General features: G+C 58.7%; 20 protein-coding genes and 2 pseudogenes. 9 read left to right on the top strand and 13 right to left on the bottom strand.

The window, feature by feature from the left end:
- Positions 1-74: 74 nt before the first annotated feature.
- Together AM571_RS34500 and AM571_RS34495 are read left to right on the top strand one after the other, a co-directional pair.
- The gene (locus tag AM571_RS34500; protein WP_074065388.1) at positions 75-1,538 is read left to right on the top strand and encodes an aldehyde dehydrogenase family protein; all 1,464 of its coding nucleotides are present in this window, start codon (positions 75-77) and stop codon (positions 1,536-1,538) included.
- Positions 1,539-1,547: 9 nt separating this feature from the next.
- Positions 1,548-2,591: a tartrate dehydrogenase gene (locus AM571_RS34495; protein WP_074065387.1), complete on the top strand. Its 1,044-nt coding sequence runs from the start codon at positions 1,548-1,550 to the stop codon at positions 2,589-2,591.
- Between the two features lie 189 nt (positions 2,592-2,780).
- On the opposite strand, the gene AM571_RS34490 is transcribed toward AM571_RS34495, so the two are convergent.
- On the bottom strand, positions 2,781-4,058 hold the full coding sequence (locus AM571_RS34490) for an NAD(P)/FAD-dependent oxidoreductase (protein WP_074065386.1): 1,278 nt from the start codon (positions 4,056-4,058) through the stop codon (positions 2,781-2,783).
- 492 nt (positions 4,059-4,550) lie between these two features.
- On the opposite strand from AM571_RS34490, the gene AM571_RS34485 reads away from it, so the two are divergent.
- Positions 4,551-5,381, top strand: a complete 831-nt coding sequence (locus AM571_RS34485; RefSeq protein ID WP_074065385.1) for a GNAT family N-acetyltransferase — start codon at positions 4,551-4,553, stop codon at positions 5,379-5,381.
- A 13-nt stretch (positions 5,382-5,394) separates the two neighbouring features.
- Entirely contained in the window at positions 5,395-6,768 is a 1,374-nt protein-coding gene (locus tag AM571_RS34480; RefSeq protein ID WP_074065384.1) for an aspartate aminotransferase family protein, read from the top strand.
- Positions 6,769-6,854: 86 nt separating this feature from the next.
- Here AM571_RS34480 and AM571_RS34475 read toward each other — a convergent pair whose 3' ends face one another.
- Complete coding sequence (locus AM571_RS34475; protein WP_074065383.1) at positions 6,855-7,331, bottom strand: Lrp/AsnC family transcriptional regulator; 477 nt, start codon at positions 7,329-7,331, stop codon at positions 6,855-6,857.
- Positions 7,332-7,553: 222 nt separating this feature from the next.
- Between AM571_RS34475 and AM571_RS34470 the strand changes: the two genes are divergently transcribed.
- The 3 genes from AM571_RS34470 (at position 7,554) to AM571_RS34460 (ending at position 10,893) form a co-directional block, all read left to right on the top strand.
- Positions 7,554-8,879, top strand: a complete 1,326-nt coding sequence (locus AM571_RS34470) for an NAD(P)/FAD-dependent oxidoreductase (protein WP_074065382.1) — start codon at positions 7,554-7,556, stop codon at positions 8,877-8,879.
- Positions 8,880-9,149: 270 nt separating this feature from the next.
- Positions 9,150-9,872, top strand: a complete 723-nt coding sequence (locus tag AM571_RS34465) for an RNA polymerase sigma factor (protein ID WP_074065381.1) — start codon at positions 9,150-9,152, stop codon at positions 9,870-9,872.
- Positions 9,873-10,029: 157 nt separating this feature from the next.
- Positions 10,030-10,893: a ferritin-like domain-containing protein gene (locus AM571_RS34460; RefSeq protein ID WP_074065380.1), complete on the top strand. Its 864-nt coding sequence runs from the start codon at positions 10,030-10,032 to the stop codon at positions 10,891-10,893.
- Positions 10,894-11,350: 457 nt separating this feature from the next.
- Here AM571_RS34460 and AM571_RS36790 read toward each other — a convergent pair whose 3' ends face one another.
- From AM571_RS36790 to AM571_RS34420, 7 genes are all read right to left on the bottom strand, one after another.
- Positions 11,351-11,497 carry a hypothetical protein gene (locus tag AM571_RS36790; RefSeq protein WP_155774576.1) on the bottom strand — a complete coding sequence of 49 codons (147 nt, stop codon included), beginning with the start codon at positions 11,495-11,497 and terminating at the stop codon, positions 11,351-11,353.
- A 77-nt stretch (positions 11,498-11,574) separates the two neighbouring features.
- Positions 11,575-13,569 (bottom strand): AI-2E family transporter, encoded by a 1,995-nt coding sequence (locus AM571_RS34455; protein WP_196776374.1) that lies wholly within the window; start codon positions 13,567-13,569, stop codon positions 11,575-11,577.
- 628 nt (positions 13,570-14,197) lie between these two features.
- Entirely contained in the window at positions 14,198-15,157 is a 960-nt protein-coding gene (locus AM571_RS34440; protein WP_074065376.1) for a sugar phosphate isomerase/epimerase family protein, read from the bottom strand.
- A complete protein-coding gene (locus AM571_RS34435; RefSeq protein ID WP_074065375.1) occupies positions 15,154-16,158 on the bottom strand; it encodes a Gfo/Idh/MocA family oxidoreductase in 1,005 nt (334 codons plus the stop codon). Before AM571_RS34435 ends, AM571_RS34440 begins: the two co-directional genes overlap by 4 nt.
- 86 nt (positions 16,159-16,244) lie before the next feature.
- A complete protein-coding gene (locus AM571_RS34430; RefSeq protein ID WP_074065374.1) occupies positions 16,245-17,168 on the bottom strand; it encodes a sugar ABC transporter substrate-binding protein in 924 nt (307 codons plus the stop codon).
- Between the two features lie 94 nt (positions 17,169-17,262).
- On the bottom strand, positions 17,263-18,171 hold the full coding sequence (locus tag AM571_RS34425; RefSeq protein WP_420493412.1) for an ABC transporter permease: 909 nt from the start codon (positions 18,169-18,171) through the stop codon (positions 17,263-17,265).
- Positions 18,172-18,272: 101 nt separating this feature from the next.
- Positions 18,273-19,823 carry a sugar ABC transporter ATP-binding protein gene (locus tag AM571_RS34420; RefSeq protein ID WP_420493396.1) on the bottom strand — a complete coding sequence of 517 codons (1,551 nt, stop codon included), beginning with the start codon at positions 19,821-19,823 and terminating at the stop codon, positions 18,273-18,275.
- 70 nt (positions 19,824-19,893) lie between these two features.
- On the opposite strand from AM571_RS34420, the gene AM571_RS34415 reads away from it, so the two are divergent.
- On the top strand, positions 19,894-21,021 hold the full coding sequence (locus tag AM571_RS34415) for a LacI family DNA-binding transcriptional regulator (RefSeq protein WP_237358624.1): 1,128 nt from the start codon (positions 19,894-19,896) through the stop codon (positions 21,019-21,021).
- 946 nt (positions 21,022-21,967) lie between these two features.
- Here the strand turns inward: AM571_RS34415 and AM571_RS37915 are convergent.
- From AM571_RS37915 to AM571_RS34400, 4 genes and pseudogenes are all read right to left on the bottom strand, one after another.
- Positions 21,968-22,108: pseudogene (locus tag AM571_RS37915) on the bottom strand (type II toxin-antitoxin system VapC family toxin); the annotation flags it as partial.
- Between the two features lie 34 nt (positions 22,109-22,142).
- Positions 22,143-22,586 carry a YybH family protein gene (locus tag AM571_RS34405; RefSeq protein WP_074065370.1) on the bottom strand — a complete coding sequence of 148 codons (444 nt, stop codon included), beginning with the start codon at positions 22,584-22,586 and terminating at the stop codon, positions 22,143-22,145.
- A gap of 20 nt (positions 22,587-22,606) precedes the next feature.
- Positions 22,607-22,800 (bottom strand): annotated as a pseudogene (locus AM571_RS38600) (hypothetical protein); the annotation flags it as partial.
- A gap of 712 nt (positions 22,801-23,512) precedes the next feature.
- Positions 23,513-24,406 (bottom strand): LysR family transcriptional regulator, encoded by an 894-nt coding sequence (locus AM571_RS34400; RefSeq protein WP_074065369.1) that lies wholly within the window; start codon positions 24,404-24,406, stop codon positions 23,513-23,515.
- Between the two features lie 95 nt (positions 24,407-24,501).
- On the opposite strand from AM571_RS34400, the gene AM571_RS34395 reads away from it, so the two are divergent.
- Complete coding sequence (locus AM571_RS34395) at positions 24,502-24,909, top strand: cupin domain-containing protein (protein WP_074065368.1); 408 nt, start codon at positions 24,502-24,504, stop codon at positions 24,907-24,909.
- Positions 24,910-24,934 lie beyond the last annotated feature (25 nt).

Genomic DNA, 24,934 nt, shown 5'->3' with positions numbered 1-24,934 from the left:
CGAGCCTGTTGAGAGGAATAGTCTTCGCAAAGGCGTCGTGTGGCCTCGTCCACATTATCCGCGAGGATACGGCCATGCCTCTGAGTTTCGACCCCGACACAATCCGCATGCCGAAAGGCCATTTCATTGGCGGGCGCTACGTTGATGGCAAGGATGGGCTACCAATGCGACGCCCATCTGATGCGCTCGCCTTTGCGGACTGCCCCATCGCCGATGCTGACCTTGTCGATGAGGCCGTGTCGGTTGCGAAGAGGGCGCTCCGCGAAAGCGGCTGGTCCACCCGCCGCCCGCGCGAGCGCACCAACGCGATGCATCGCTGGGCAGACCTTATCGAAGCGGAGGGTGAGACCCTTGCCCGCCTCGAAGCCGTCTCATCGACGCGCCCGATCAGCCAGCTCATCCAGGGCGACGTCGCCGTCACGGCCGAGCAGATCCGCTTTTTCGCCGAATTCGCCGACAAGGAAGGCAGCGATCTCGTGCCGACCGGCGACGACAGCCTCGGCATGATCATGACTGAACCCTATGGCGTCGTCGGCGCGATCACGCCTTGGAACTTCCCGCTCTCCATGGCCGGCTGGAAGCTCGGCCCCGCGCTCGCCGCCGGCAATGCTATCGTGCTGAAGCCGTCCGAAATGACGCCTTTTTCGACGCTCTATGTCGCCGAACTTGCAGTGCGGGCCGGCATTCCCGCAGGCCTCATCAACATCGTGCTCGGAGACGGTCAGACCACCGGCAATGCCATGACCGGCCATCCCGATATCGCTAAGATCAGCTTCACCGGCTCGACAGCCGCAGGCTCCACGATCATGGCCAATATCGCAAGGACGGGCGTCAAGCCGATGACCTTGGAACTTGGCGGCAAGAGTCCACAAATCGTCTTTGCCGATGCCGATCTGACGCTTACCGCCAATGCGATTGCCAACAGCATTCTCATCAATGCCGGCCAGGCCTGCGTCGCGGGCTCACGCGTCATCGTCGAGGAATCCGTGATGGAGCCCTTGGTCACGTCCCTCCTCGCCCGCATGGCCGCGATCACACCAGGCCCGACATGGGACGAGACCAGCGACTATTCGCCTGTTATTTCCGAACGCCAGATCGGCCGGATCGATGCGATCGTCCGCGCGGCACGCGGCGCCGGCGCCGAATGCCTCGCCGGCGGAAAATACCTCGACCGGAAGGGTTATTTCTACGCGCCGACGCTGCTGTCGAATGTGGGCCCAGACTCCCCCGCAGTGGTGGAAGAGATCTTCGGACCGGTGCTGACCCTGCAAACATTCACGGATGAGGAAGAGGCGCTCGCGCTGGCCGACCATCCCATCTATGGGCTGGCAGCCGGGCTTTTCACCCGCGATCTTTCACGCGCCATCCGCCTCACCCGCCGGCTGCAGGCGGGTACCGTCTGGGTCAATCGCTACAGTCGCTCCCGCGACCATATCCTGCCGACCGGTGGCTACAAGCAGTCCGGCATCGGCAAGGATCTCGGCTGCGAAGCCTATCAAGCCAACCGCAAGAGCAAGAGCGTACTCATCAACATCTAGGACCTGATCATGAAAACCTATTCCATTGCGCTGCTGCCGGGAGACGGCGTCGGCAAACCAGTCACCGAAGCGGCCTGGGATGTGCTGCAGGCTGTAGCGAAGGCGTCGGACTTTGCCCTTGAAGGAACCACCTTTCCTTGGTCCTGCGAATTCTACAAGCAAACCGGCGCCATGATGCCAGCCGACGGCATCGAAACGCTCAGGCGCTTCGACGCAATCCTGCTCGGCGCGGTCGGCTGGCCGGCGGAGGTGCCGGATTCCGTCTCGCTGCATGGCCTGCTGCTGCCGATCCGCAAGGCCTTTGCCCAATATGCCAATATACGTCCGCACCGGCTCCTGACCGGTGTTTCCGGTCCGCTGAAGAGCGACGATTTCGACGTTCTCTGCATTCGCGAGAACACCGAGGGCGAATATTCCGGCGCTGGCGGCCGCGTCCACCAGGGGACAGCAGATGAAGTGGCTATCGAAACCTCGATTTTCACCCGTAAAGGCGTCGAACGCATCCTGCGCTTCGGTTTTGAGCAGGCGCGCGTGCGGCGCGGTAAGCTGGCCTCGGTGACGAAATCCAACGCCCAGAAACATACCATGGTGTTCTGGGATGAGATTACTCGAGAATTGGCGGCCGAATATCCCGATGTGGAGGTAGCGAGCTATCATATCGATGCGATGGCGGCGCGCATGGTCATGGCGCCGGAGACGCTCGACGTCGTCGTCGCCTCCAACCTGTTCGGCGACATCCTCACCGATCTCGGTGCCGCCATCCAGGGAGGCCTCGGTTTCGCGGCCTCGGCCAATATCAATCCCGATCGCAGCGCACCGTCCATGTTCGAACCGGTCCATGGCTCGGCGCCCGATATCGCCCACCTCGGGATCGCCAACCCCATCGCCGCCATCTGGTCCGGCGCGATGATGCTCGCTCATCTCGGTGAAAGCGATGCAGCGGCTCGGATCATGGTGGCGATCGAAGCGACGACGAAGGCCGGGATCGGCGCCATTCCTGGAAGGGATAAAACCGAGACGATTGCGAAGGCAGTACTCGAACGTCTTCTCTGAGGGGCTGCTCGAGTTCTTTCCTTGGCATCCGTGCCTATCCCACTGAATCCGGCCTCGGGAGCAAGCGCGCCCCACTTGGCGTTGAGCAATATCTTTGTTTGAAGTGCTCCATTCATTCCATCGCTGAAAGAGAGGGCGCGGATCGAGAGATCCGCGCCCTATAATTGGCGGCAGGGGAGGTGGGACCGCCTATTTAATTCTGTCGAGGGCTTTGTAGTAGAGCCCGACGAGCGGAAGGAACCAGGGCTTGCCGAAATGGCCGGGCACGGCAGGCCATTCGAGGCCGCGAAGCGGGTTCGGCGCGGCCTTGCCCAGAATTTCGTCGGCGATGATCATGCCAAGATGTGTCGACAGCTGTGCGCCATGGCCGGAATAGCCCATCGCATACCAGACGCCGTCGACATATCCCGCGCGCGGATAGCGATCCTTGGTCATGTCGACCAGGCCGCCCCAACAGTAGTCTATCTCCACGCTGGCAAGATGCGGGAAGATCCGGGCAAGGCTGGCGCGCAATATGGCGCCGCTCTTTGCGTCCGAGCGCTGATCCGACGTCGCGGCGAAGCGGGCACGGCCGCCGAAGATCAGCCGGTTGTCCGGCGACAGCCGGAAATAGTTGCCGATATTCATCGAGGTGGTGCAAGTCCGATTGCCCGGCATGGTGGCCGCGACTTCCGCCGCTGTCAAAGGCCGGGTCGCGATCAGGAAACTGCCAACCGGGATGATGCGGCGCTGGAAGTAGCCGAAGGAGGTCCCGGACGTATAGGCGCCGGTCGCGACTAGGACATGGTCGGCACTGAGCTTGCCGCGGGGCGTCTCCAGCCGATGCTTCGGACCCGATATGGTGTGGCGCGTCACCTGGGCGTCTTCGAATATCGTCGCGCCATGACGGGCAGCCGCCTCGGCCAATCCCGCGACGTATCGGCCCATATGCATCATGGCGCTCTTCTTCGAGAGCATTGCGCCATAAAAGGGCGAGCCAACTTCCGCCTTGACATCATCCGCCGTCAGTAGCGCGGTATCCGGGTCGACCTCGCGATGCACCGCTTCGAAATTGCGGGCGATCGTGCCGAAATGCTGTGGCTTTGAAGCGAGCTTCAGCTTCCCCGCGCGCCGGAAATCGCAGTCGATCTGTTCTTCATCGACGATCCTTTCGATGGTGTCGATCGAGTCATCGAACGCACGGTAGAGCGCCACCGCGCGTTCGACCCCAAGTTCTGCCTTTGCGGCGATGAAGCTATGGGCAAGCCCATTGTTGAGATGCCCACCGTTGCGACCGGATGCACCCCAGCCAATATGGTTCGCTTCCAGGACCGCGACGCGCGCACCGGACCTCGCGAGCTGCCGCGCCGCGGCGAGGCCGGTAAAGCCGCCGCCGATCACAGCAACATCATAGTGGCCTTCTATGTCGCCGTCGGACGCGCCTCTGAATTTCGGTGCTGTGTCGTGCCAGTAGGATTCGAATTTCATAGCCGTGCTCCGCTAGAGGCCAGCAACGCCGGCTGGGGCTCTAATGTCCTTGATCTCGACATAGCCGCCATCGGAACTGGCCGGCTCGCGTCTACGATTAACATTGTCCTGGATGCCGAGATGGCGACGACGTGAACTAGGAAGGATGACGCAGTTATCTAGGCTAGTGCATATCGGCCGGTATTGGGTCATCGAGTTAGGTCCTTGTTCATGCCGAGGCGCGTTCGTCACTCGATCCTAGGACGGGTTATGCAGCGCAACAGGCCGAACTTGTCACGGTGTGAAGCATAATCTTTCGTATTCTCTCGATATTTGGCAGGGACTTGCGCCCGCGGTCCGTCGAGGCGCGACCCGATTGAGGATTTGCTGTTAGCATAAGATGCGGTGAGCGCTCATCAAGACGGCTAAAGATATCGCCCGTCTGCCTTTGTCAGGACGATCTTCTCTTCAACCGACGTTATCCTTCGCTGTAAAGAAGCAAGGATCCAGGTGATGCAAACGACCCAACTCGACATCGTTCCGTTCGGTACCCAACATCTCGAAGGTGCGCTGGCGCTTTCGCGTCAGGCCGGCTGGCCACACAGGCTGGGGGATTGGGAAATGGCACTTGCATTGAGCACAGGCTTCGTCGTCCTGGAGAACAACAAGGTCGTGGGCACTACACTCACGACACACTTCGGTGGCTGCGCCACGATAAATATGGTCATCGTTGCTGAAGCCATGCGCGGACTGGGCCTCGGCCGCCGGCTGATGGATGCCGGCCTTAATGCTGCTCGCGGAGAGCCGTGCAGACTGGTCGCGACCGAGGAAGGCCTGCCGCTCTATGAAAAGGTGGGCTTTCGTCAAGTCGGAGACATTATGCAATGTCAGGGCGTCTGCGCAGCCGTGGAGGCACCCATCGATGTCGAGTGGATGCAATCTGGCGATCTCGCGGAAATAGCGGCGCTGGACAAAGCCGCGTTCGGCGCTGATCGCAGCAAGCTGATTTCCTATATGAAGGATATCGGCCGGTTTGCCGTGATTCGGCGCGGTGGACATGTCGCAGGCTTCGGGGCAACGCGTGCGTTCGGGCGCGGCGAGGTCATCGGTCCCGTGGTGGCGGAGAATGCCGAGGATGCCCGCAAGCTCATCTTGTTCCAAATAGCGGCTCGACGCGACAGATTTCTTCGCATCGACACACCCAAGGACTTTGGTTTGTCGCAATGGCTGGCCGAACGTGGACTTATCCATGTCGGCGGAGCGACGGCGATGCAGCGCGGCGGCCAAGCCAATCTCTCTCCCCGCGTCAAAACCTTTGCCCTGGCCAATCAGGCTTTCGGCTGAATCGGAGACAAAGATGCTCAGCAATTCTCTCATAGAACTCGATCGCAATCATCTCGTTCATCCGGTGGCCTCCTACCGCGCCCACGAAAAATTAGGCGTGCGCGTTCTATCCTCGGCCTCGGGCGCAACCGTGACCGACACGACCGGCCACCAGCTCATCGATGGCTTTGCGGGCCTCTGGTGCGTGAATGCAGGCTATGGTCATGACAGCATCATCGAAGCGGCCGCGCGGCAGATGCGGGAATTGCCCTATGCCACGGCTTACTTCGGCCTCGGCTCGGAACCAGCGATCCGGCTTGCAGCCGAGCTTGCTGAGCGGTCTCCCGGCGATCTGAATCATGTCTATTTCACCCTTGGCGGGTCGGACGCCATCGACAGCACCGTTCGTTTCATCCGCTATTATTATCATGCCAAGGGGGCGCCGCAGAAAGACCAATTCATTTCGCTCGAACAAGGCTATCACGGCTCCTCGACCGTGGGCGCAGGGTTGACCGCGCTTCCGGCCTTTCATGCCGGCTTCGGCATTCCCTTCGAGTGGCAGCATAAGATCCCCTCGCACTACGCCTATCGTAATCCGGTCGGGACCGACCCGCAGGCGATCATCGCCGCGTCGAAGCAGGCCCTGCGGCGCAAGGTAGAGGAAATCGGCGCCGAGCGCGTAGCAGCATTTTACGCCGAACCGATCCAGGGCTCGGGTGGGGTATTGGTGCCGCCGACGGGCTGGATGAAGGCTATGCGCGAGCTTTGCCGCGAACTGGACATCCTGTTCATCGCCGACGAAGTGATTACGGGCTTCGGGCGCACCGGGCCGCTCTTCGCCTGCAGCGAAGATGACATCGTTCCGGACTTCCTCACGGTCGCCAAGGGCCTGACCTCGGGCTATGTGCCAATGGGCGCTGTCTTCATGACCGAGCACGTTTATAATACAATTGCAAACGGCGCAGGTGCCTCCCTAGTGGGGCATGGCTATACCTATTCTGCCCATCCCGTAAGCGCGGCGGTCGCGCTCGAGGTTTTGCGCCTCTACGAGGGCGGGCTCCTGGAAAATGGCCGCAGGGCCGGTAAACGATTAATGGAGGGGCTGCAGAGCCTTGCCGACCATCCCCTCGTCGGCGACATCAGAGGCCGAGGCATGCTGGCGGCTATCGAGCTTGTTACGGACAAGACGAAGAAGACGCCGCTTCCGATCGCGGCCGACCCTTCCCGCCGGATTTTCGACCGGGCATGGGACAACGGCCTCATCATTCGCGCCTTCGGCAATGGTGTGCTTGGCTATGCGCCGCCGCTTTGCTGCACTGACGGCGATATCGACGCCATTGTCGATCGGACGCGGAAGTCGCTCGACCAGACCCTCGAGGACAGGGATGTCAGGGTCCTCATGACTTGACGCGCGAGAGAGACTTGGTCACTTCCGGCAGCTCGGAATGGCCCCGCTTAGTAGTAGCCTCTCGAAATTTGCTGGCCTTTGCCAGCTCACAAGGGAAAGAGGCTGGTCAGCGGCAGGTGCGATTTGACGATCGGCGATTTCAGCACGACATAGCTGAAATATCGGTCGATGCCGATATCCATGTCGATGACACGCTCCATGATCTCCTGGTATTCCGCGATGCCGCTGGTGACGAACTTGATCAGGTAATCGTAGCCGCCGGAAATCAGGTGGCATTCTATGACGGAGTCGATCTTTTCGACGGTTGATAGGAAGCGCGCGAAATCGATCTGCCGGTGGTTCTTCAAGGTGATTTCGGTGAACACCGTCATGGTCTGACCGAGCTTGGCGGTGTTGATTAGCGCGGAATAGCCGTCGATATAGCCTTCGGACTGCAGCTTTTTCACCCGCATCAGGCATGGGCTTGGCGACAAGTGAACCAATTCGGCGAGTTCCACATTGGTGATCCGACCGTTCTTCTGCAGTTCGTAGAGAATCTTGATGTCGATACGGTCGAGCTTCATGCGGCCTCCCCCGGGGCCATTTGAGCCCCGCCTATCAGTAGATTATGCCAAAGAGCATAACACAGCTTCCCACGTTTTCCATTTTTGCAGGAAAACGTCCAGCCGGCATAAATGGTTGTACTTGCCGTCAATTGCAGAACATTATTTCGTTCGCGCCTGAATTCAGCGCGCCACTTAGGCGGAGCCCGCAATAGGATGGATTTGCCTCAACGGAGATGATCCATGCCCGCGCCACTCGTTCGTGTAGAAACAATGGCTTCTCAGCCAGAAGCAGCAGACGTGGTCGTCATCGGTGGCGGGATTGTCGGTGTCTTCGCGGCCTATTACCTGGTCCGCCGCGGCCTCAAGGTGGTGCTTGTCGAAAAGGGCCTGATCGGTGCTGAGCAATCGAGCCGCAATTGGGGCTGGTGCCGTCAACAGAACCGTGACGCCCGCGAACTGCCGATCGCCACCAAGAGTCTCGATCTTTGGGACCGGTTCGCCGCCGAAGCGGGAGAAGACACGGGTTTCCGCCGCTGCGGACTTCTATATCTTTCCGACAGGGACAAGGAACTGGAGGGCTGGGCGCGATGGCGGGACTTCGCCCGCACCGTCGGGGTGACCACTTTCATGCTGTCCTCGCTTGAGGCGACCGAGCGCGGGAAAGCCACCGGCAAGCCGTGGAAAGGCGGTGTCTTCTCGCCATCTGACGGCACCGCCGATCCGTCCAAGGCAGCGCCAGCCGTTGCGCGCGCGATCGTCAATGCGGGCGGCATCGTCCTCCAGAATTGCGCCGCCCGTGGCATTGAAACAACTGGTGGTCAGCTCTCGGCCGTCATCACCGAAAAGGGCACCATCCGGACCAAAATCGCCGTACTTGCCGGCGGCGCGTGGGCTTCGTCGTTCTGCAACAACTTGGATGTGCGTTTTCCTCAAGCTTCAGTCCGTTCTTCGATCTTATCCGTAAAACCCGGTGTCGAGGGTCTGCCGGATGCGCTCCACACCACGGAGGTCTCGACGACGCGGCGTGCGGATGGCGGCTACACGCTGGCGATCAGCGGCCGAGCCAGAGTCGACGTTACGGCGCAGCAGATCCGGTTTGCCCGATATTTCGTGCCGATGTTCGCCCGCCGCTGGCGGAACCTTGCGCCCGGCGGGCTTGAAGGGTGGCGCTCGGGACATGAATCGCTCACGCGCTGGCGGCTCGACGAACGCACACCCATGGAGCGGATGCGCATTCTGGATCCGGCTGCGGATGAGAGCACTATCGCCGAAATACTCCGCCGGGCCCGGCATTTGCTGCCGGCTCTCGCAAAGGCCAGGATCGCGTCGAAATGGGCGGGCTATATCGACAGCACTCCCGATGGTGTACCCGCGGTGGGCGAAATTCCCAGCATTCCTGGCTTCATTCTCGCCGCCGGCTTTAGCGGGCACGGCTTTGGTATCGGCCCCGGTGCGGGCCATCTGATCGCAGATATCGTCACCGGACGCTCGCCCCTTGTCGACCCTGTTCCCTACAGGCCAGAGCGTCTCACCGCCTCCTCCTGGGGCAAAGTGGCTGAGTTTTAGCGCTTTCTGGGCGGTTGCAGGTTCGCTGCAACTGAAGTTCGTTCAGCGATGCAAGGTGGCCGCCGCGTGCTTCCTGAAAGGAGGCATCGCCCGCGACCGCGACTGCAAGTCTCAGTTGCGCCGAAACCGGAAGATGGAACTGCTCCGCAACAAGTCCGATTTACTTGGTCAGCAGACCTCTGGTCCGCTAGAGTCCCAATTTCCACCTGGCCGCAGACCGAAAAGCCGGAAAACGTTTATCTCTAGTAAGCTGATGCATCTGGAGCGCCGATGATGAAGCCGAGCGGATCCACCGAGGCAGTGAGAATAGAGGACCTTGACGACGCGGGGCTGGTTGAACACGCGCGACAGCGTAACCCCGCCGCATTCTGGCTAATCATCAAGCGCCACAATCAGCGGCTTCACCGGGTCGCCCGCGCCGTCCTGAATGACGACGCCGAGGCGGAGGACGTACTTCAGGACACCTATATCCACGCCTTCACCCATCTAGCCGAATTCCGCGCGGAGGCGCGGCTGTCGACTTGGCTCACCCGGATCGCGCTGAACGAGGCGCTGGGACGAATCCGCAAAAGGCGACCAACCGTAGACGCGAAGGCCATCGAAGGCATGGTCGCTCCGTTCAGCGCACACAAGCCTGATCCCGAAGAGGCGGCCGCTCTCGCTGAAATCCGCGGCCTCCTGGAGCGAGCCGTCGGTGACTTGCCAGAGCCCTTTCGCATCGTCTTTGTCATGCGCGACGTCGAGGAAATGAGCATTGAGGAAACGGCTTTTCTTTTGGCATTGCGACCTCAGACAGTGAGCACCCGTCTTTATCGCGCACGCCGGCTGCTCCGCGAGGCGCTGCAGGACAAGCTCGCCACCGTGTTCACGGATACGTTTCTCTTCGCTGGCGCTCGTTGTGACCGCCTCGCGCAATCAGTCCTCGATCAGCTCGCAGTCCGGCTGGTTCGAAAGGATACTCATCTGTTGAACGCAACGACTGAGCGCACGTAGACGCCGTCCACGCTGAGATTACGCCGGCTCTTTTCGCAGCGCCTTTGTCGCGGGACACGGGAATATTTTGGCGGCCCGGACCATCTAATGGTCAGGCAAATGCATTCGGTGCCGCGGTGCTGACAGCGGTGTTGAATCAACAAACAAGGAGACCGCCATGCAAGGCGCACTTCACCTATCCCGGCGTCAGTCGCTTCAGGGACTTATCGTACTCGGTGCCGGAGCGGCACTCAGCGGAATCGCGCGGCCTTCTCCGGTATTGGCACAGGACATATCGGACGAGGACATTTTCCGCTTTGCGCTCAACCTCGAATATATGGAGGCTGAATATTACCTCCGCGGCACCACCGGAAAAGGCATCGACGCAGCCGATGCCGGTTCGAAACCCGGTGACGTCGTTGGTGGAAAGCAAGTTTCTTTCGAAACGCCCGCCATCGGCGAATTCATGCAGGAAGTCGCGGAAAACGAACTGGCGCACGTCCGCTTCTACCGCAAGACGCTTGGAACCGACGCGGTTGACCGGCCGGCCATCGATTTCGGTGCGGGCTTCAAAGCCGTCGCGGAAGCAGCGGGCCTCGGGCCGGACTTCGACCCCTTCGGCAACGAGACGAACTTCGTTCTCGGCGGGATGTTGTTCGAGGATGTCGGCGTCACCGCCTATGCCGGTGCGACGACAGTTCTGAAGAACAAGGACTTCCTCGCCGCAGCCGCAGGCATCCTGGCGGTCGAGGCCTATCACATGGGAATGGCGCGATCTACGCTATACCGAAAGGGGGAGGAAGCCTGGAAGGCGGCCAACGCTGTCTCCGATGCCCGAGACAAAATCGACGGATCAGACGATAAGGACCAGGGGATCCAGGGGGACGGAAAAGCCAACATCGTTCCCTCGACGCCCGATGCGATCGCGTTCACCAGATCGCCGCAGGAGGTGCTCCGGATCGTCTACCTCACCGACAAGGACGGAGTGAGCAAGGGCGGCTTCTATCCGGAAGGGATGAACGGTACGCTCAAGACCACCTGAGCCAGTTGCGACGAGTGACGATTGGCCACCGGAAACTGAGCGGATTGGTCTCCGCTGCTCTCGGAAAGGACCATGATAAGGATCATGATGTGAACCACGGATCGGCAGCTTAAGGCCGAGTGCTGTCTCGCCGCAAGTTGAGACCGGTGCGGCGATTGCCAGCGCCGGCGAGCCTCAGCTTGTATGTCTCGACCGATGGCAGCCGGAAAGACAACCAAGCGCTGGCGCTTTACCAGGACACCCCAGTCGCGGGGGAACGCTGCGCTGGGTTTACCCATCTCCTAGAGCCGAATGGCTGTGAGATCGTTGGCGGTGCAAACAGCGCAAATGGCTGGTGTCGTTTCACGAGCCGCTGCCGGCCTGATACATAAGTTGCAGTCTCCCACCTTATGTCTCGAGCCGGGAGCAACGCGACGTCAGCTTCCACGTCCGTCGTGGAAGATGAGGGAGGTTGCGATCAGTCCGGAATCCTGAACGTGAACGTCTCGGGGATGACGCTGGCGGGTTCCAGGCCGCGCTTGCCGGTGTCGAGGGCGTTGATCGCGGCGATCTCCTCAGCCGTGCGCGAAAGCCCGAATACGTCGAAGTTCTCCGCAATCCTCAATGGTCTATTTTAACGGGGCACGTCATCATGGGGCTGCTACCGAATGCCGGCCGCTGGACGGCGCCTGGGGTTTGCCGCTAAAGATCGGACCGCGCGGCGGCTATGCCTGTCTTGTTCGAGGACCGCCTGGTACGAATCTTGCGCGCGGGCGCCACCAACGATGGTGGTGCATCGGCGAGTGCCTCGCGGGCAGCCGAGGTCAAGGTGGTGGCAACGAAATCCGCCTCCCGAAGCGTGGGCGGTTGCCTTTTCTCCTGGTTTTCCACCCAAAGGACCGCGCCGACGCGTATGGCTGGGTATGTGCGCTTGAACCGACGAACAAGTATGCTGGCGTGCCTTGCCGAGTCCTCGTTGAGGAAGCAAACCACAATGGCGTTCGATTGTTTCGGAACGAGGCTCATGGCGCGGCGATTGGGGATGTCAGAATGCCTCGCTGCGACCACCTCGGCTCCCTGTACCTGAAGAACCTGGGCGAGCATCGCAGCCGACGCGTCGTCGAGCGGCCCCCTGCCTCCGATGCAGAAGATGGTCTTGCCACGTCCGTCAGGTAGTTCGCTTTCATCTCCATTGCCTTCCTTAGGGGGGGTGCTGGGCCGAGCTGCCGATTCCTTCTCCTTCTGTTCTTCTTCTCCCTCCTCTTCCTCTTCTTCCTGCGCGATTTCCGCAAGGTTCGAGACCAGTGTGATGGCGGTCCCGAACACCTGTTCCATCTGCTCCGCGGTCAAGACGCCTCGACGCCTATCCTTTTCCGCGAGTAGAAGAGCGGGAATGGCAACTTTGCCGTAGTAATCCTCCAGATAATCCTCCTCAAGGAATTCCTCAGCGTAATCGGTCGCCTCGTCGGGATCGCCGGCAAGAAGCCGCTGGTAAAGCCGCTCCTTGGGATCGAGCACCGGGTCACTACCAAAAACGACCTCAAGGAACTCGAACTGCGGGACATACCGCCCCAACACTGCCAGACACACGGTCAGCGGCGTGGACAGTACGAGACCGACTGGTCCCCATAGCCATGCCCAAAAAATCGCCGCGACGATGATTGCCAGCGGGGAGAGTCCGGTACGAGAACCATAGAGCCAGGGCTCGACGACGTTGTTGCTGGTCAATTCCAGCACGAGGAAGATGGCCCCAACCCAGAGAACAAGGCTCCAGCCAGGGTCAACTGCAAAGGCCAGGAACAGCGGCAGAATCGTCGCGATTACAGGCCCGATATAAGGGACAAATCGAAGGACGATGGCTAGCATGCCCCACAGCGCTGGATTTGGAATGCCAACCGCCCACAGGCCGATCGCCAAGGGGACGCCGTAAGCGCAATTCACCACCAGCTGCATAAGAAGATACCGCGCGACCCGGCTACCCGCCTCCTGGATAGCTTCTGTTGTGCGATGCAGATCTCCATAGCCTACGAGCCGTATAAAGCGATCGCGAAGCTCTTCCCGCTCTAAAAGCATGAATATTACGACGACGATGATCAAGCCCAATGAGGCGATGGGGCCGAGCAGAGGACCAATCAGGCTAGTAAGCGTTTCGATTGGTCTGCTAGGCGCGAATATTTCGACGAGCAGGGGCTCCCTTGGTCTTGATCCGGTACCTGGAGCAATTGGGCGCTCCTCGGCGTTGCTGAGCTCTCGACCGACGCTCTCAACGACGGACGTCAGGCGCCGCACAATACCGCTATCGGTTCCACTTTCCTGGAGAGACCGAATTTTTGCTATGATGTTGCCCTGGTAGGCCGGAAGGTTCTGGGCAACTTCGGCAACGTGTCCCGCTACGACAAGCCCGAACAGGACGAGGACAAGAAAAGCGATCACGACAGTGACTATTACCGCCGGAATACGGGGCAGGCCAAGCTTTCGAAGACGAGAGGAGATGGGAGCCAACGCGAACGTCAACAGGACTGCGATTGCTAGAGGAAGAAGAACGTCCTTGCCGAAATACAAAATGGCGATAACCGCGAGTACACTCGCGAAGGCAGGCATGCGTGAAGGGGAGGATGGCGAGGTCGAATAGACGCGACGGGGGCCGAGCTCATTTTCCAATTCCGCCTCCGTGATCTTGGCGTCGCTCGAAGACATCGATGTGTCGGCCGTTCTCACCAAGTCTTTTGCAATTAGGGCGCAGATCGGCCTCGGCAATGGTTGTGGCCTACCACCTTGACGGCCTTAGGGCATCGTGTGCGGGACGTGATCGCACGGGCAAAGGGACCCGCAGCAAAAAGCTCCCAACAAATGGCCAGGTGGGCGAAATGTGCGCGAGCGAGCTGCCGATCGAGGTTGGCATGGAGGCAGCCAGTATCTCCCATCACCCAGCAAGCCTGAGGATTGTGGCACTGTATTGGAATTGGATCGTCCCCAAGGGGCGCCTGACGGAGTAGCGGCACTCCTCCTCCGAGCCGCTGTTCAAATCTCTCGAAAAGCCTGCCGCACCTCCTCCCGCGGCAGGCTTTTTCGGATCAGTTCTTCGAGATCGAAAGGCTTGCCCCACCTTTCCAAGGATGACCAAGCCGTCAATCCTTCCGGATCGGGTGGGGTAACACCTCGCATACTGACGCCCTCACGCACCAACTGTTCACGGATGAAACGGCCTATATCTTCATTACCAACCCGCGTGATCACCGCGAGACAATGTGGCGCTGCGGTCCGCATCAGCTCGTGATGCTGGCTGACAACTCAATGATATGATCGGGGAGGCGGCCGCCCCTCCTTAAATTGCCTGCGGCTGGTAGTCTGCTGGCGCGCTGGGCATGACACCCTGAAGAAGGGCGACTGATTTTTCCAAGCCTTCCAGCGAGTTCAAAAGCACGTCCTCGTGTTCGATCGACAGCCAGCCATCATATCCTGCCATCTTCAGGCGATAGCAAAACTGGCGCCACCATTCCTCCCCATGTCCGAAACCGAGCGTGATGTACGACCAGCTACGGGCGGGAATGTCCATCAGGCTGCCATTCTCCAAAAGGCCGGTTACGGCCTGCTTGGGGGCGTTGAGGATGGTATCCTTCGCATGGACGTGATAGATCGCGTCCCCTAGCGCCTCTGCTGCGATCAGGGGATCCGCGCCCATCCAGAACAAATGGGAAGGATCCAGATTTGCGCCCACCATAGGCCCCACAGCCTGACGCAGCTTCAAGAGGGAGGGAACATTGTAGACGCACTGGTTGCCATGGAGCTCAAGCGCAATTCGCTCGACGCCATTTTCCTTCGCAAGTGCGACGATTTCGTTCCAGAAGGGAAGGAGCCTTTCCTCCCATTGATAACGCAGAATAGCCTGTGTTTCCGGTGGCCAGGACGAGACAACCCAGTTCGGCATCGTGTCGTTCGGGCTGCCAGCAGGCAGTCCAGACATGGTGCATACGGTCTTTACACCCATTTCGCCCGCAATACGTATCGTATCCTTTAGACCTTCACCCTGCATCGTGTCTGTGGGATGTAACGGGTTGCCATTTGCATTGAGGCTGATCACCTCGAGGCCCCGTTCAGAAAACTTTTCCAGGAAGGATTTTTGGGCCGTCTTATTCCCGAGCAAGGCCTTCAGATTGAAGTGAGGAGCGGTCGACCAGCCGCATGTATTGACCTCGACGCCCGACACGCCCATACGCTTTGCGTGTTCGAGCATTTCAGTCAGCGGCAAGCCGCCGAGGCTGTCGGATACAAAACCCAATTTCATGCGTAAAACTCCGGCTTATTGATCATCTCGACGGCGACTTTGCGCCCTGTGATTAATGCTTTGACGCCAGCCTCCGCGGCAATGGCAGCGCAGTATCCATCCCAGCAGCTGGAGGCGAGTTCGGGAAAGTTTCCGGATTCGACAAAACGAAGGAATGCACGATTCTGCCGCCGATAGGCGTCAAAATACCGGCCACGCCAGTCGGCGTCGTATCCGGTATGCTGCCCGAGCGCTTGGTCGAGGCGCGTGAACGCAACCTGGTTCATCGAAATGGCTGCTTTCTCACCGACGAGCTCGGCGCGGACATCGTAACCATAGGCCGCGTTATTGTTGATCTCGATGTTTACAAGCTGGCCATCTGCTGTCTCCAGCACCATGACCACGGGAGCGACGAGGGCATCGGATCGTCTCGGCTGAAACGCGGAGATGGACACAAACTCGGTTCCCAACACATGGCGAACGACGTCGAACTCGTGCGGCGCCGAATTGGTAATCGCCATGGCACCTGTAAAGTCCGACGCGGGCGTTTCCACGTTTCGATGGAAGTTGTGCATCATCAGAGCGCGGCCGGTCGCGCCACTTTTGAGAGCCCGTTGCATCTCGACATAGGATTGATCATAACGGCGCATAAAGCCGATCTGCACGAATTTGGCGCCGGCAGCTATTTCGGCCTTTATCACCTTCAGGCACTCGTCAGAAGATTGCGACAGGGGCTTCTCGCAAAGAATTTTTTTTCGTGCTGCAATACAGGCGAGGGACAGCGGCGCATGCGTGAAGTCGGGGCTTGCCACAATTACGGCATCAACATCATCGCGGTTGATTGCGGCTTGGGGGTCGCTGACAACGTCAACGGCGCCGTACAGGTTAGCTACGTCGCGAGCTCGGGCTTCATCCATGTCGCAGACGAGCTGAAGTGTCGCGCCCTGCATCTCTTCCGCAACGATCTTTGCGTGATCCGCGCCCATCAGGCCTGCGCCGATAACTGCGATTCTAACTGTCATGGTTTTTCCTGTGTTTCGGAAGGGCTGATGGCAATTTAACAAGATTTGCGTGCCGGGAACGAATTCCCGACACGCCTCGGGAGGCATTACTTCTTGGTGAATTGGTCGACATTGTCCTTGGTGATCGACGCGAAGGGGACGAGTTTCTCAGCCGGCGGCTGTTCGCCCTTTTTGACGCCTTCGACAACCTCAAAGGCGGCCTTTGCCTGGCCAGCAGCATCCTGAAAGATCGTCTGGGACATTTCTCCTGCCTTAATGGCCGTCAGTGCATCCGGTACGCCGTCCACGCCTGAAATCAGGACGCCCTTGAGACGGCCGGCACCTTTGAGAGCTTCGAGAGCACCGAGCGCCATCTGGTCGTTGGCGGCGATGATGCCGTCAAACTCCGGGAAACTCTGGATCCAATCTTCCGTAACCTTCATGCCTTCGGCTCGGTCATAGTTCGCCGACAGGCTGGCGAGAGTCGTCACATCGGAACGACCAAGGGCCTCTTCGAAACCCTTCTTACGTTCCTGCGTATGAGACAGGCCCGGCGTGCCTTCGAGATAGAGAATCTTCCCGTCCTTCGGCAGGTGCGCCTTCATGTATTCGCCCTGAAGACGGCCCGCGTCGATATTCTTGGAACCGACGAAGGTGTACTTCCCGCCAGCCGACTGGATGCCGAGCGCAATAACCGGGATACCAGCCGCGTTGGCCTTCTCGACGCCTGGGACAATACCCTGATAATCGACTGGAACAACAACGATGGCATCCACCTTCTGAGCGATGAAATTGTCGATCTGGTCGAGCTGCTTGCTGGCGTCGTTGTTGGCATCGGAGAAGTTGACTTCGACGGCCGGATCGGACTTGGCAGCTTCGATGAAGGCGTTCTTGCGGGCCATTACGAAGACGTCGGTGTCGGCCATATTAGCGTAGCCGACGACGAACTTGTCAGCGGCAAAGGTTGCACCAGCAGACAGAGCGGAAACCGAGACTGCGCAGGCAAGCGCGAGTTTAGCGATGAGTTTCATAGGGTCCTCCCAATTGAAATGAGTTCACGTCCACGCGCCAATTGGCGCACACAGAGATGGTCCTGGCCGCGTTTGCGGTGCGGCCTGAACAGCGTCAGGCCTTCTTCTTACTGCGGGCCGACTTTGTCCAAACATCAAGGATGACCGCGATCGCAATGATCAGTCCCTTGATGATCTGCTGCCAGTAAGAACTGACATTTAGGAGATTAAGGATGTTGTTGATGACACCGATGATCATCGCACCAATGATAGTTCCGGTGATCGTTCCGGTACCACCCATGAGGCTGGTGCCACCGACGACGACGGCCGTAATCGCATCGAACTCGTAACCGACACCACCGGCCGGCTGTCCAGAATTGATGCGTGACATGAGGACGATGCCAGCGACCGCGCAAAGGATTCCGTTGAAGATGAATGCCCTGACGACGATGCTGTCGGGATTGATGCCAGAGGCACGGGCCGCCCTTTCGTTGCCGCCGACCGCATAGACGTATCGCCCGAACTTTGTCTTGTTGAGCAAGACCCACGAGGCGATCACAAAGACGACCAGAATGAGGACCGAGATCGGGATCGGTCCAAATGACCCTTGGCCGATGATTTTGAAGTCACCAAGACCCGTGATCGGTGAGCCGCCCGTGTAGAGCAGGACCCCACCGCGAGCGACTGTCGTCATCGCAAGCGTCATAATAAAGGACGGGATGCGAAAGAAGGTGATGACGAAGCCATTGATAAGGCCTGTAAAGATGCCGACGGCGATGCCGGCAGCAACGGCCAGGATGACGCTTCCCGTCATAGCCATGACACTTGTCGCAATCACCCCGCAAAGTGCGAGGACGGATCCAAGCGACACGTCGATATGCCCAAGGATAATAATGAAGGTGACACCGCAGGCGAGCAGACTGACGACCACGACCTGGCGAAGCACGTTCGTCAAGTTGGCTTCAGTCAAAAATGTGGGGCTCAGGAGCGACGCAAGGATACAGATGCCGATAAAGATCAGCATCGTCCCGTACCTGCGGTAAATTTGCGCAAAGTTCAGGCTGGTCGCTGAGGATGAAGCTTTTGCGCCATCCTTCTCGATTTTGGTTGCCGTTTCCATCGACATCAGTGTCCTCCGGTTGCGAGGCGCATGATATTTTCCTGCGTCGTCTCGCTTCTTGTCAGTTCGCCCGCCACCCGGCCCTCGCTCATGACTACGACGCGATCGCTCATCCCGAGAACCTCAGGCAGTTCCGACGAAATCATGATGATCGCCAGGCCTTGGCGAGCGAACTCTGTCATCAGTTTGTGGATTTCCGACTTGGAGCCAACGTCGATCCCACGCGTCGGTTCGTCCAGGATCAGAAGCTTGAGATCGCCCAACAGCCATTTTGCCAGCACGATCTTTTGCTGATTGCCGCCGCTCAGGTTCTCGACGATCATCTCCGTGTTCGGCGTCTTGATCTTGAGCATCTCGATCATACGCTGAGCAGCACTTTCCTCTTGGCGCTCACTGATAAACAAGCCGGAGGCAAACTTCTTCAGATTGGCCAAAGAAATATTCTCCCCGACTGACCGGCAGAGTACGAGCCCCTCGGCCTTCCGGTCCTCCGAAACCATGGCGATGCCGTGCCGAATTGCATCGGTCGGAGAGCAGATCTTGATCGGCGTGCAATTGAGTCGAATAGTCCCGGCGTCGCACTTGTCGAGCCCGAAAATCACACGGGCGACTTCCGTTCGTCCGGCACCGATCAATCCTGCCAATCCAACAATCTCGCCCGCGCGCACCGTCAGATTGACATCTTCGAAGACACCGGCGCGGCTGACATTCTCAAGGGACAGAACGACGTCGCCAATCGGCACATCATCTTTCGGGAAGATACTTGAAATGGTCCGGCCAACCATTTGAGAGATCAGCTTGGCTTCGGTGTAGTCTGTGGACGGCCCGGTCGCGATGAACTCACCATCCCGCATGACGGTGATATCGTCGGCAATCTGGAAAATTTCATCCATTTTATGGGTGATATAGATGATCGCGACGCCGTTCGACTTCAGGTCCGCGATCTGCTGGAATAGCATTGCCACTTCCGTGTCGCTGATCGCAGACGTCGGCTCATCCATGATGACCAGTGACGCGTCCCGCGAGATCGCTTTCACGATTTCGATCAGTTGCATGGCAGCGATTGAAAGATCTCGCATTCTGGCGTGGGCGGAATATTTGAGCCCCAACCGATCGAGAAGTTTCTGGGTATCGGAATTCATTTGGTTGAAGTCGACGAATGAGGCGAAGACGCCCGTTTTACCGACCGTCGGTTCACGGCCGAGGAAAATGTTCTCGGCGATCGTCATGTCGAGGACAGGGCTGAGTTCCTGGTGGATCATCGAGATGCCGCGATCCAAAGCGGCCGCAGCATTTTGGTGATCAAGCTTTTCACCTTGAAAGAAAATCTCACCTTCATCGATGGTGTAGATGCCGCTCAGGATCTTCATCAGGGTGGACTTGCCGGCACCGTTTTCGCCGACTAGAACGTGCACGCTGCCTGGTCGAACTCTCAAATTCATACCATCGAGTGCACGAACGCCCGGGAAAGACTTGGAAATTCCTCGCATTTCAAGGACATACTCGCTCTTGGCTGCAGCCGGGGTAGTCGCCGGCGATCCTCCAGCAAATGTCATTTGGATAGTCCTCCAGACCTCAGGCTCTCCCAAGCCCGGCGCCAGCTGGCGTCTTTTCAATGTCGCTTTCATGTCTTTTTCTTCATTTTCTGTCAATTTCGGTCTAGGAGTTTCTTTCAAAATCGTTCAGAGTGCCTTTCATGAAATGGGAGAATGTGGCATGGCGCGGCCGACGATTGCCGATCTGGCGAAAGAAGCAAATGTGGGGATCTCTACTGTTGATCGGGTCATTAACGGACGCCATCCAGTGCGGCCAAAAACGGCTGAAATGGTCCTTGAAGCAGCCGAGCGCATCGGGTTTCACGGCCTGACGGCGATCAAACGACGCATCGAGGCGGACAAACCGGTGATCAAATTTGGCTTTCTGCTCAAGCAGCAGCACCGAAAGCTCTACCAGATGTGGAGCGAGCTATTGACGAAGTCTGTTGAAGCCTTTCCTCACGCCCATGGGAGAGCAATTGTGCGCTTTATGGACGACCTCAGTCCAGACAAGGCAGCCGCCGCAATTCACGACCTCAGCCGGGAAGCTGATGTGATTGGGATGATTACGTCGGATCACCCCCAGGTCAATCATGCGGTTGCCGACCTTGCCGCTGACGGCATCCCCGTCGTGACGATGATCTCTGACTTATCGGCGCCGGAGAGAGCGGGTTTCGTAGGGAATGATTGCGCGAAGAAGGGGAGGACCGCAGCTTGGTTCATTGCTCACCTCAACGCAAGGCCTGGTGAGGTAGCTGTCTTCGTAGGCAGCCATCGATATCTAGCGCAGGAGCTATGCGAGATGGGCTTCAGGTCGTATTTCCGCGAAACCGCGCCCAAGTTCCAAATGCTTGAGACATTGGCGACGATGGAGGAGCCTGAGACTGCGTATCAATTCACCAAGCAACTCTTAGCGTCCCAAGAGCGCTGGGTAGGCCTTTATGTTGCGGGAGGCGGCGTGACAGGTGTCATGCGAGCCTTACAGGAGGACCGTGGTCCCGCAGCTCAGAGGTTGGTTGTAGTGGCCCATGAACTGACGAACGAAACGCGTGCGGGCTTAGCGGAAGGACTGCTGAAGGTTGTCCTTTCGCATCCTGCACGGCAACTGACAGAGACATTAGTGCGCGCTATGGGAGATGCCGCCATGAACAAAGGAGAGCCGAGTGGAATGACGCAAAATGTGCTTCCCTTTGACATTTACACGGCTGCAAATATTTGAGGAGAGAGGTTCCGATTATCTCGATGACCAACGGACTGTCCGTGAAAGCGGTGTCCACAGACAAGTCGTACCGACTGCAAGGCTGTGTTCCATAAATACACTTACGCCGCGAACGGTGATCTCAGGATTTCCCGGACCTCTTTCACAGCCGACAGCAGTGTGCGCACCTTGACCCACCCTTCGCCTGATAATCACCAGCACCTGCGCCAATGACGATCCTGTTTTCTATCTCCAAGTCGTCACAAGCCACAAAGAAGCCGCGCTCAGCTTGTGGAGCGCTGGCACGCTTGACCTCGATTGCCACCTTAGGCTTTCCAGCGTGTTCAATAACAAGGTCGATCTCGGCACCATCGGCAGTCCCGCAGAAGAATGGCGCCACGTCTGGACCGGCTGCGAGGATAAGCGTCTCTAGCACAAAACCTTCTCGGTCCAACGACGGGATGACCTAACATCTATGTGCGCGACAGTGGGCTCGTACATGCTCTCCTGGAAATCGGAACGCTTAACCAATTGGACGCTTGCCAAAATTACCGCTCCATGGCTGAAGTCGGCGAACCAGCATGAGATCAACAAGGAGATCTATGTAGCGGCCAATCATAGGCGCAGAGACACCCAGACCTTGGGCAAGCCGCGCGCTGCATTTCCTTGGCCGTTGGCGAGCATCGTCCAAACCGTCCGATTGTCGCGACTGGCATACGGGGCGCAAATATCGGAACATCGCGTTCAAGGTAGCTGCGAACAAATGCCTGTCGCTAGAGATAACTATCCTCATCCGTCGCCGCCGTCAGGCTATCGGGGAAGCCGCCGCGCAGCCACAACTCGTCGATGTCGATAGAAGCCCGCCCCGGCCTCTTCCAAACCGATTGGCGGCATTTCGAAATAGATTATGCGCCCTGCCAGCGTCTCGGATAGCTGTTGGATTAGGTCCAGGGACGAAGTGGGACAGGTTGGCCGGTACGCAAAGTGCAGCGCCCGCATTTTCGGCCGCTGCCTGCAGGCGCTTATCTCTCGTCTATAACGCCGCTCGCTGGTCAAGAAGGACCGATGCCAGCAAGTGCGCATCGGTGTAGCCAACGCCCATACTAAACTGCGGTGGCGATCGATACCCTGCGGCCCGCCGCCTAAGGTTTGAGATCGAGCAGAGCGCGACCGCTTCCATCCATGGCGAACGGCACGGATGCATGTTGGTGGGACACCATCCAGCGGCCATCGCGCTTCACCAGGCCAAGGGTTTGACGAAACCAAAGATCGACCTCGGTGCCGTCAGTTTTAGTTCCCGTCATGCGCGTCAGACCACTCCAGAAAGCAACGTCTCCGCCGACCGTTAGCTTGGCATCGCAAACATCGCCACCGATCGGACCTTCCCAGGTATTGAACCACGCCTGCAGGCCCGACGCGTCCTTGCCGTGATAGACGAGTGGCGGGGCTAGCGAAAACTCCACCGAATCCTCGGTTTCGTAGGAAAGTGCGCCCTTGGCATCTTTTTCGCCGAGCGCGGAAGCGCGCATCGTTAGCATGGCGATAATAGCCTCTTCTTCGATATTGACTTTGGTTTCGTTGCTCATCGGCCGTTCTCCTGTGCTGTTCAAAGCAGAGGACGAACGAGAGAACGACAATCCGACACCGACCCACAAGCTAGTGGGAATTTTTCCGCCTTCACCTTTAAGTTGTCGATAAGATGTCCCGCGGCTAAATCACAGGCTTCGGCTTGTCGCAGGGATCCGGACCGCCGCCATGGGCGAACTCGTCGCCGCGTCCGGTGGGCAGCTTGAAGTCGATGGTCAGGACTTGCAAGACGTTAAGTCAGTCGCAGGGGGCGACGCTGCGAGCAACCGCCGACGGGCGACGGTCATAACCGGCCATTCATGTCCCCGGCCGTGAAAAAGTCGAACCATTTTCTTCTAGATTGCGGGCAACTTGGGCCGCGAACGCGTAGCTTCCTTTACCCAACTCGCTGGTGATGCAAAGTTTCGGCTCTTCGAGCGCATCGCCACTCGACTTTCCTGTGAGAAGGACTGCGATACCTGCCGATGTCGCCCCGACGCACATCTATCTGACGGAGAGCGAGTTCACGACTGGCCAGACCATCAACATCGACGGCGGCCAGAGACTGTTTTAGGAGCGACTGTTCGCTTGAAGGACAGACGCTGTTTGGCCTGGCTGACACAGCGACTCCTTTTGAGACCGGCAGAAGGCATGGGCAGGAGTGACCGTTATCCGCGAGCGCACTCGGCTTCTTCGCGCCACGAGCGGCCGTGGCCGATTTAGGTGTACCGGCAAATCAACCTATTCTGCACGCTTAGATCGACGCGCGGATGCGAGAATTCAGTGCTTCGCAGGTCTGAAGGTCCGTCCTGGTGGGGCGGGGCGGAAGATGCCGAGATGCTGGAAGGGAATGGCCACCGCAAGCCAATGGGACGCAACCTCGTTCAGGTCAACGCATGGTGCAACCGAAGCAAGTTGCAAGGCGGTACGCAGCCAGGTCGCGTGTCTATCCCATGAGTATCGGGCGGACCAGCGAATTGTGATTGCTGACGAACTCAAAGAACGCTCGAACTCGCGGCGTTTTGCGGATGTCGGGATGGGCCAGAAGATACCAGCCCCGGTTCAATTCCTCGACCGGCGGAAGCACCTGCACGAGATCATCATGCATATCGGCGATTGTCGTCGGCAGCGGCGCAACGCCCAAGCCGGATTTGACCGCATGAAGCACCCCCAGAACGCTGTTGTTGCGCGCACCGACGCGCGCATCGGGCGCCACGGAAGCAAACCATTTCGCCGCCCGATGGTTGGCAAGCGCTCCATCGAAACCGACGATAGCATGCTCGCCAATGTCGGCTGCAGTTTTCAACGACCCGTGATGCTGGACATAGCTCCTGCTCGCATAGACTGCCCAGATGGAATCGGCGATCTTCTTGCCCACAAGATTTTCATCCGAAGGCTCACCGGAGCGCAAGGCGATATCGGCCTCTCCTTTGGAGAGATCGAGATAACCATCGCTCATCACAAATTCGATGCGAATCTCGGGGTAATTCAAACGGAATTGCTCAAGCAACTGCGATCCATTGATGCGGGAGACCAAAGGCTCGGGGCAGGTCAGTCGAACAACGCCGCTCAGCTCGCTAATATTGAGTCGCGCCTGCCTTTCGATGGCGAGTGCCGCCTCCTCGAGCTCTTCGACCTTTGGCAGAAGCGATAGTCCGAATTCGGTGAGCTGATAGCCGCTTGCGTGCCTGTGAATGAGGGGCTGACCTATCCGGCGCTCCAACTCGACCGTCCGACGCTGAACCGTGGACTGGTTAACCCCGGTGGCCTTGGCGGCAGCCGTTGTGCTGCCGTGCCGGGCGACAGCCAGAAAGTATTTAAGGTCGTTCCAATCGAACATGTTTCGTTATGCGCTTTTGCGGGGAGCCTTTGCAAGTCTGCGGCTCCCCTATGTCTGGGATCAGGCGTAGGCTTGCCACACAATGGAGACAGGTCATGCACAAGGTTATGGACGTTCACAAGGCAATTGCTGGAACACAGGTGGGGGTGACCACCTCCGCCGGGAGCACGGGCGTGGCGAAACTCACGGTCTTGTACAAGGAGTTGACGGACGCACTACCGAACGGGAGCATGCAGGAAATCCGGGTGATCATCGCCAAGCTCGAACCGGGTGACAGCACTCCCTACCACTCCCATCGTTTTCCGGTCACTGTCTATATGCTCGAGGGCATTTTTACCCTCGAGCTGGACGGCCGCAACCCGATCGCCATCAGCGCTGGTGAGGTTTTCGTCGAACCGTCGGGCGTGAGAATGACGGGTCGGAATCTCAGTTCTGACAGTCCGGCGGTGATGGTCCTGTTCTACGTCAGCGATCCCGAAACGCCGTTCGCCGATCCGGTCTGACGCAGGCACAGCTCTCTGACGTCCG

Source organism: Rhizobium etli 8C-3, assembly GCF_001908375.1.
Lineage (GTDB): Bacteria > Pseudomonadota > Alphaproteobacteria > Rhizobiales > Rhizobiaceae > Rhizobium > Rhizobium etli_B.
This window is presented reverse-complemented; position numbering and strand designations above follow the sequence as displayed.

What these genes read in the sequence shown, in the direction of transcription:
- AM571_RS34500 (WP_074065388.1), top strand. Translation starts at nt 75, where the DNA reads ATGCCTCTGAGTTTCGACCCCGACACAATCCGCATGCCGAAAGGCCAT.
- AM571_RS34495 (WP_074065387.1), top strand. Translation starts at nt 1,548, where the DNA reads ATGAAAACCTATTCCATTGCGCTGCTGCCGGGAGACGGCGTCGGCAAA.
- AM571_RS34490 (WP_074065386.1), bottom strand. Translation starts at nt 4,058, where the DNA reads ATGAAATTCGAATCCTACTGGCACGACACAGCACCGAAATTCAGAGGC.
- AM571_RS34485 (WP_074065385.1), top strand. Translation starts at nt 4,551, where the DNA reads ATGCAAACGACCCAACTCGACATCGTTCCGTTCGGTACCCAACATCTC.
- AM571_RS34480 (WP_074065384.1), top strand. Translation starts at nt 5,395, where the DNA reads ATGCTCAGCAATTCTCTCATAGAACTCGATCGCAATCATCTCGTTCAT.
- AM571_RS34475 (WP_074065383.1), bottom strand. Translation starts at nt 7,331, where the DNA reads ATGAAGCTCGACCGTATCGACATCAAGATTCTCTACGAACTGCAGAAG.
- AM571_RS34470 (WP_074065382.1), top strand. Translation starts at nt 7,554, where the DNA reads ATGCCCGCGCCACTCGTTCGTGTAGAAACAATGGCTTCTCAGCCAGAA.
- AM571_RS34465 (WP_074065381.1), top strand. Translation starts at nt 9,150, where the DNA reads ATGATGAAGCCGAGCGGATCCACCGAGGCAGTGAGAATAGAGGACCTT.
- AM571_RS34460 (WP_074065380.1), top strand. Translation starts at nt 10,030, where the DNA reads ATGCAAGGCGCACTTCACCTATCCCGGCGTCAGTCGCTTCAGGGACTT.
- AM571_RS34455 (WP_196776374.1), bottom strand. Translation starts at nt 13,569, where the DNA reads ATGTCTTCGAGCGACGCCAAGATCACGGAGGCGGAATTGGAAAATGAG.
- AM571_RS34440 (WP_074065376.1), bottom strand. Translation starts at nt 15,157, where the DNA reads ATGAAATTGGGTTTTGTATCCGACAGCCTCGGCGGCTTGCCGCTGACT.
- AM571_RS34435 (WP_074065375.1), bottom strand. Translation starts at nt 16,158, where the DNA reads ATGACAGTTAGAATCGCAGTTATCGGCGCAGGCCTGATGGGCGCGGAT.
- AM571_RS34430 (WP_074065374.1), bottom strand. Translation starts at nt 17,168, where the DNA reads ATGAAACTCATCGCTAAACTCGCGCTTGCCTGCGCAGTCTCGGTTTCC.
- AM571_RS34425 (WP_420493412.1), bottom strand. Translation starts at nt 18,171, where the DNA reads ATGCTGATCTTTATCGGCATCTGTATCCTTGCGTCGCTCCTGAGCCCC.
- AM571_RS34420 (WP_420493396.1), bottom strand. Translation starts at nt 19,823, where the DNA reads ATGACATTTGCTGGAGGATCGCCGGCGACTACCCCGGCTGCAGCCAAG.
- AM571_RS34415 (WP_237358624.1), top strand. Translation starts at nt 19,894, where the DNA reads ATGTCTTTTTCTTCATTTTCTGTCAATTTCGGTCTAGGAGTTTCTTTC.
- AM571_RS34405 (WP_074065370.1), bottom strand. Translation starts at nt 22,586, where the DNA reads ATGAGCAACGAAACCAAAGTCAATATCGAAGAAGAGGCTATTATCGCC.
- AM571_RS34400 (WP_074065369.1), bottom strand. Translation starts at nt 24,406, where the DNA reads ATGTTCGATTGGAACGACCTTAAATACTTTCTGGCTGTCGCCCGGCAC.
- AM571_RS34395 (WP_074065368.1), top strand. Translation starts at nt 24,502, where the DNA reads ATGCACAAGGTTATGGACGTTCACAAGGCAATTGCTGGAACACAGGTG.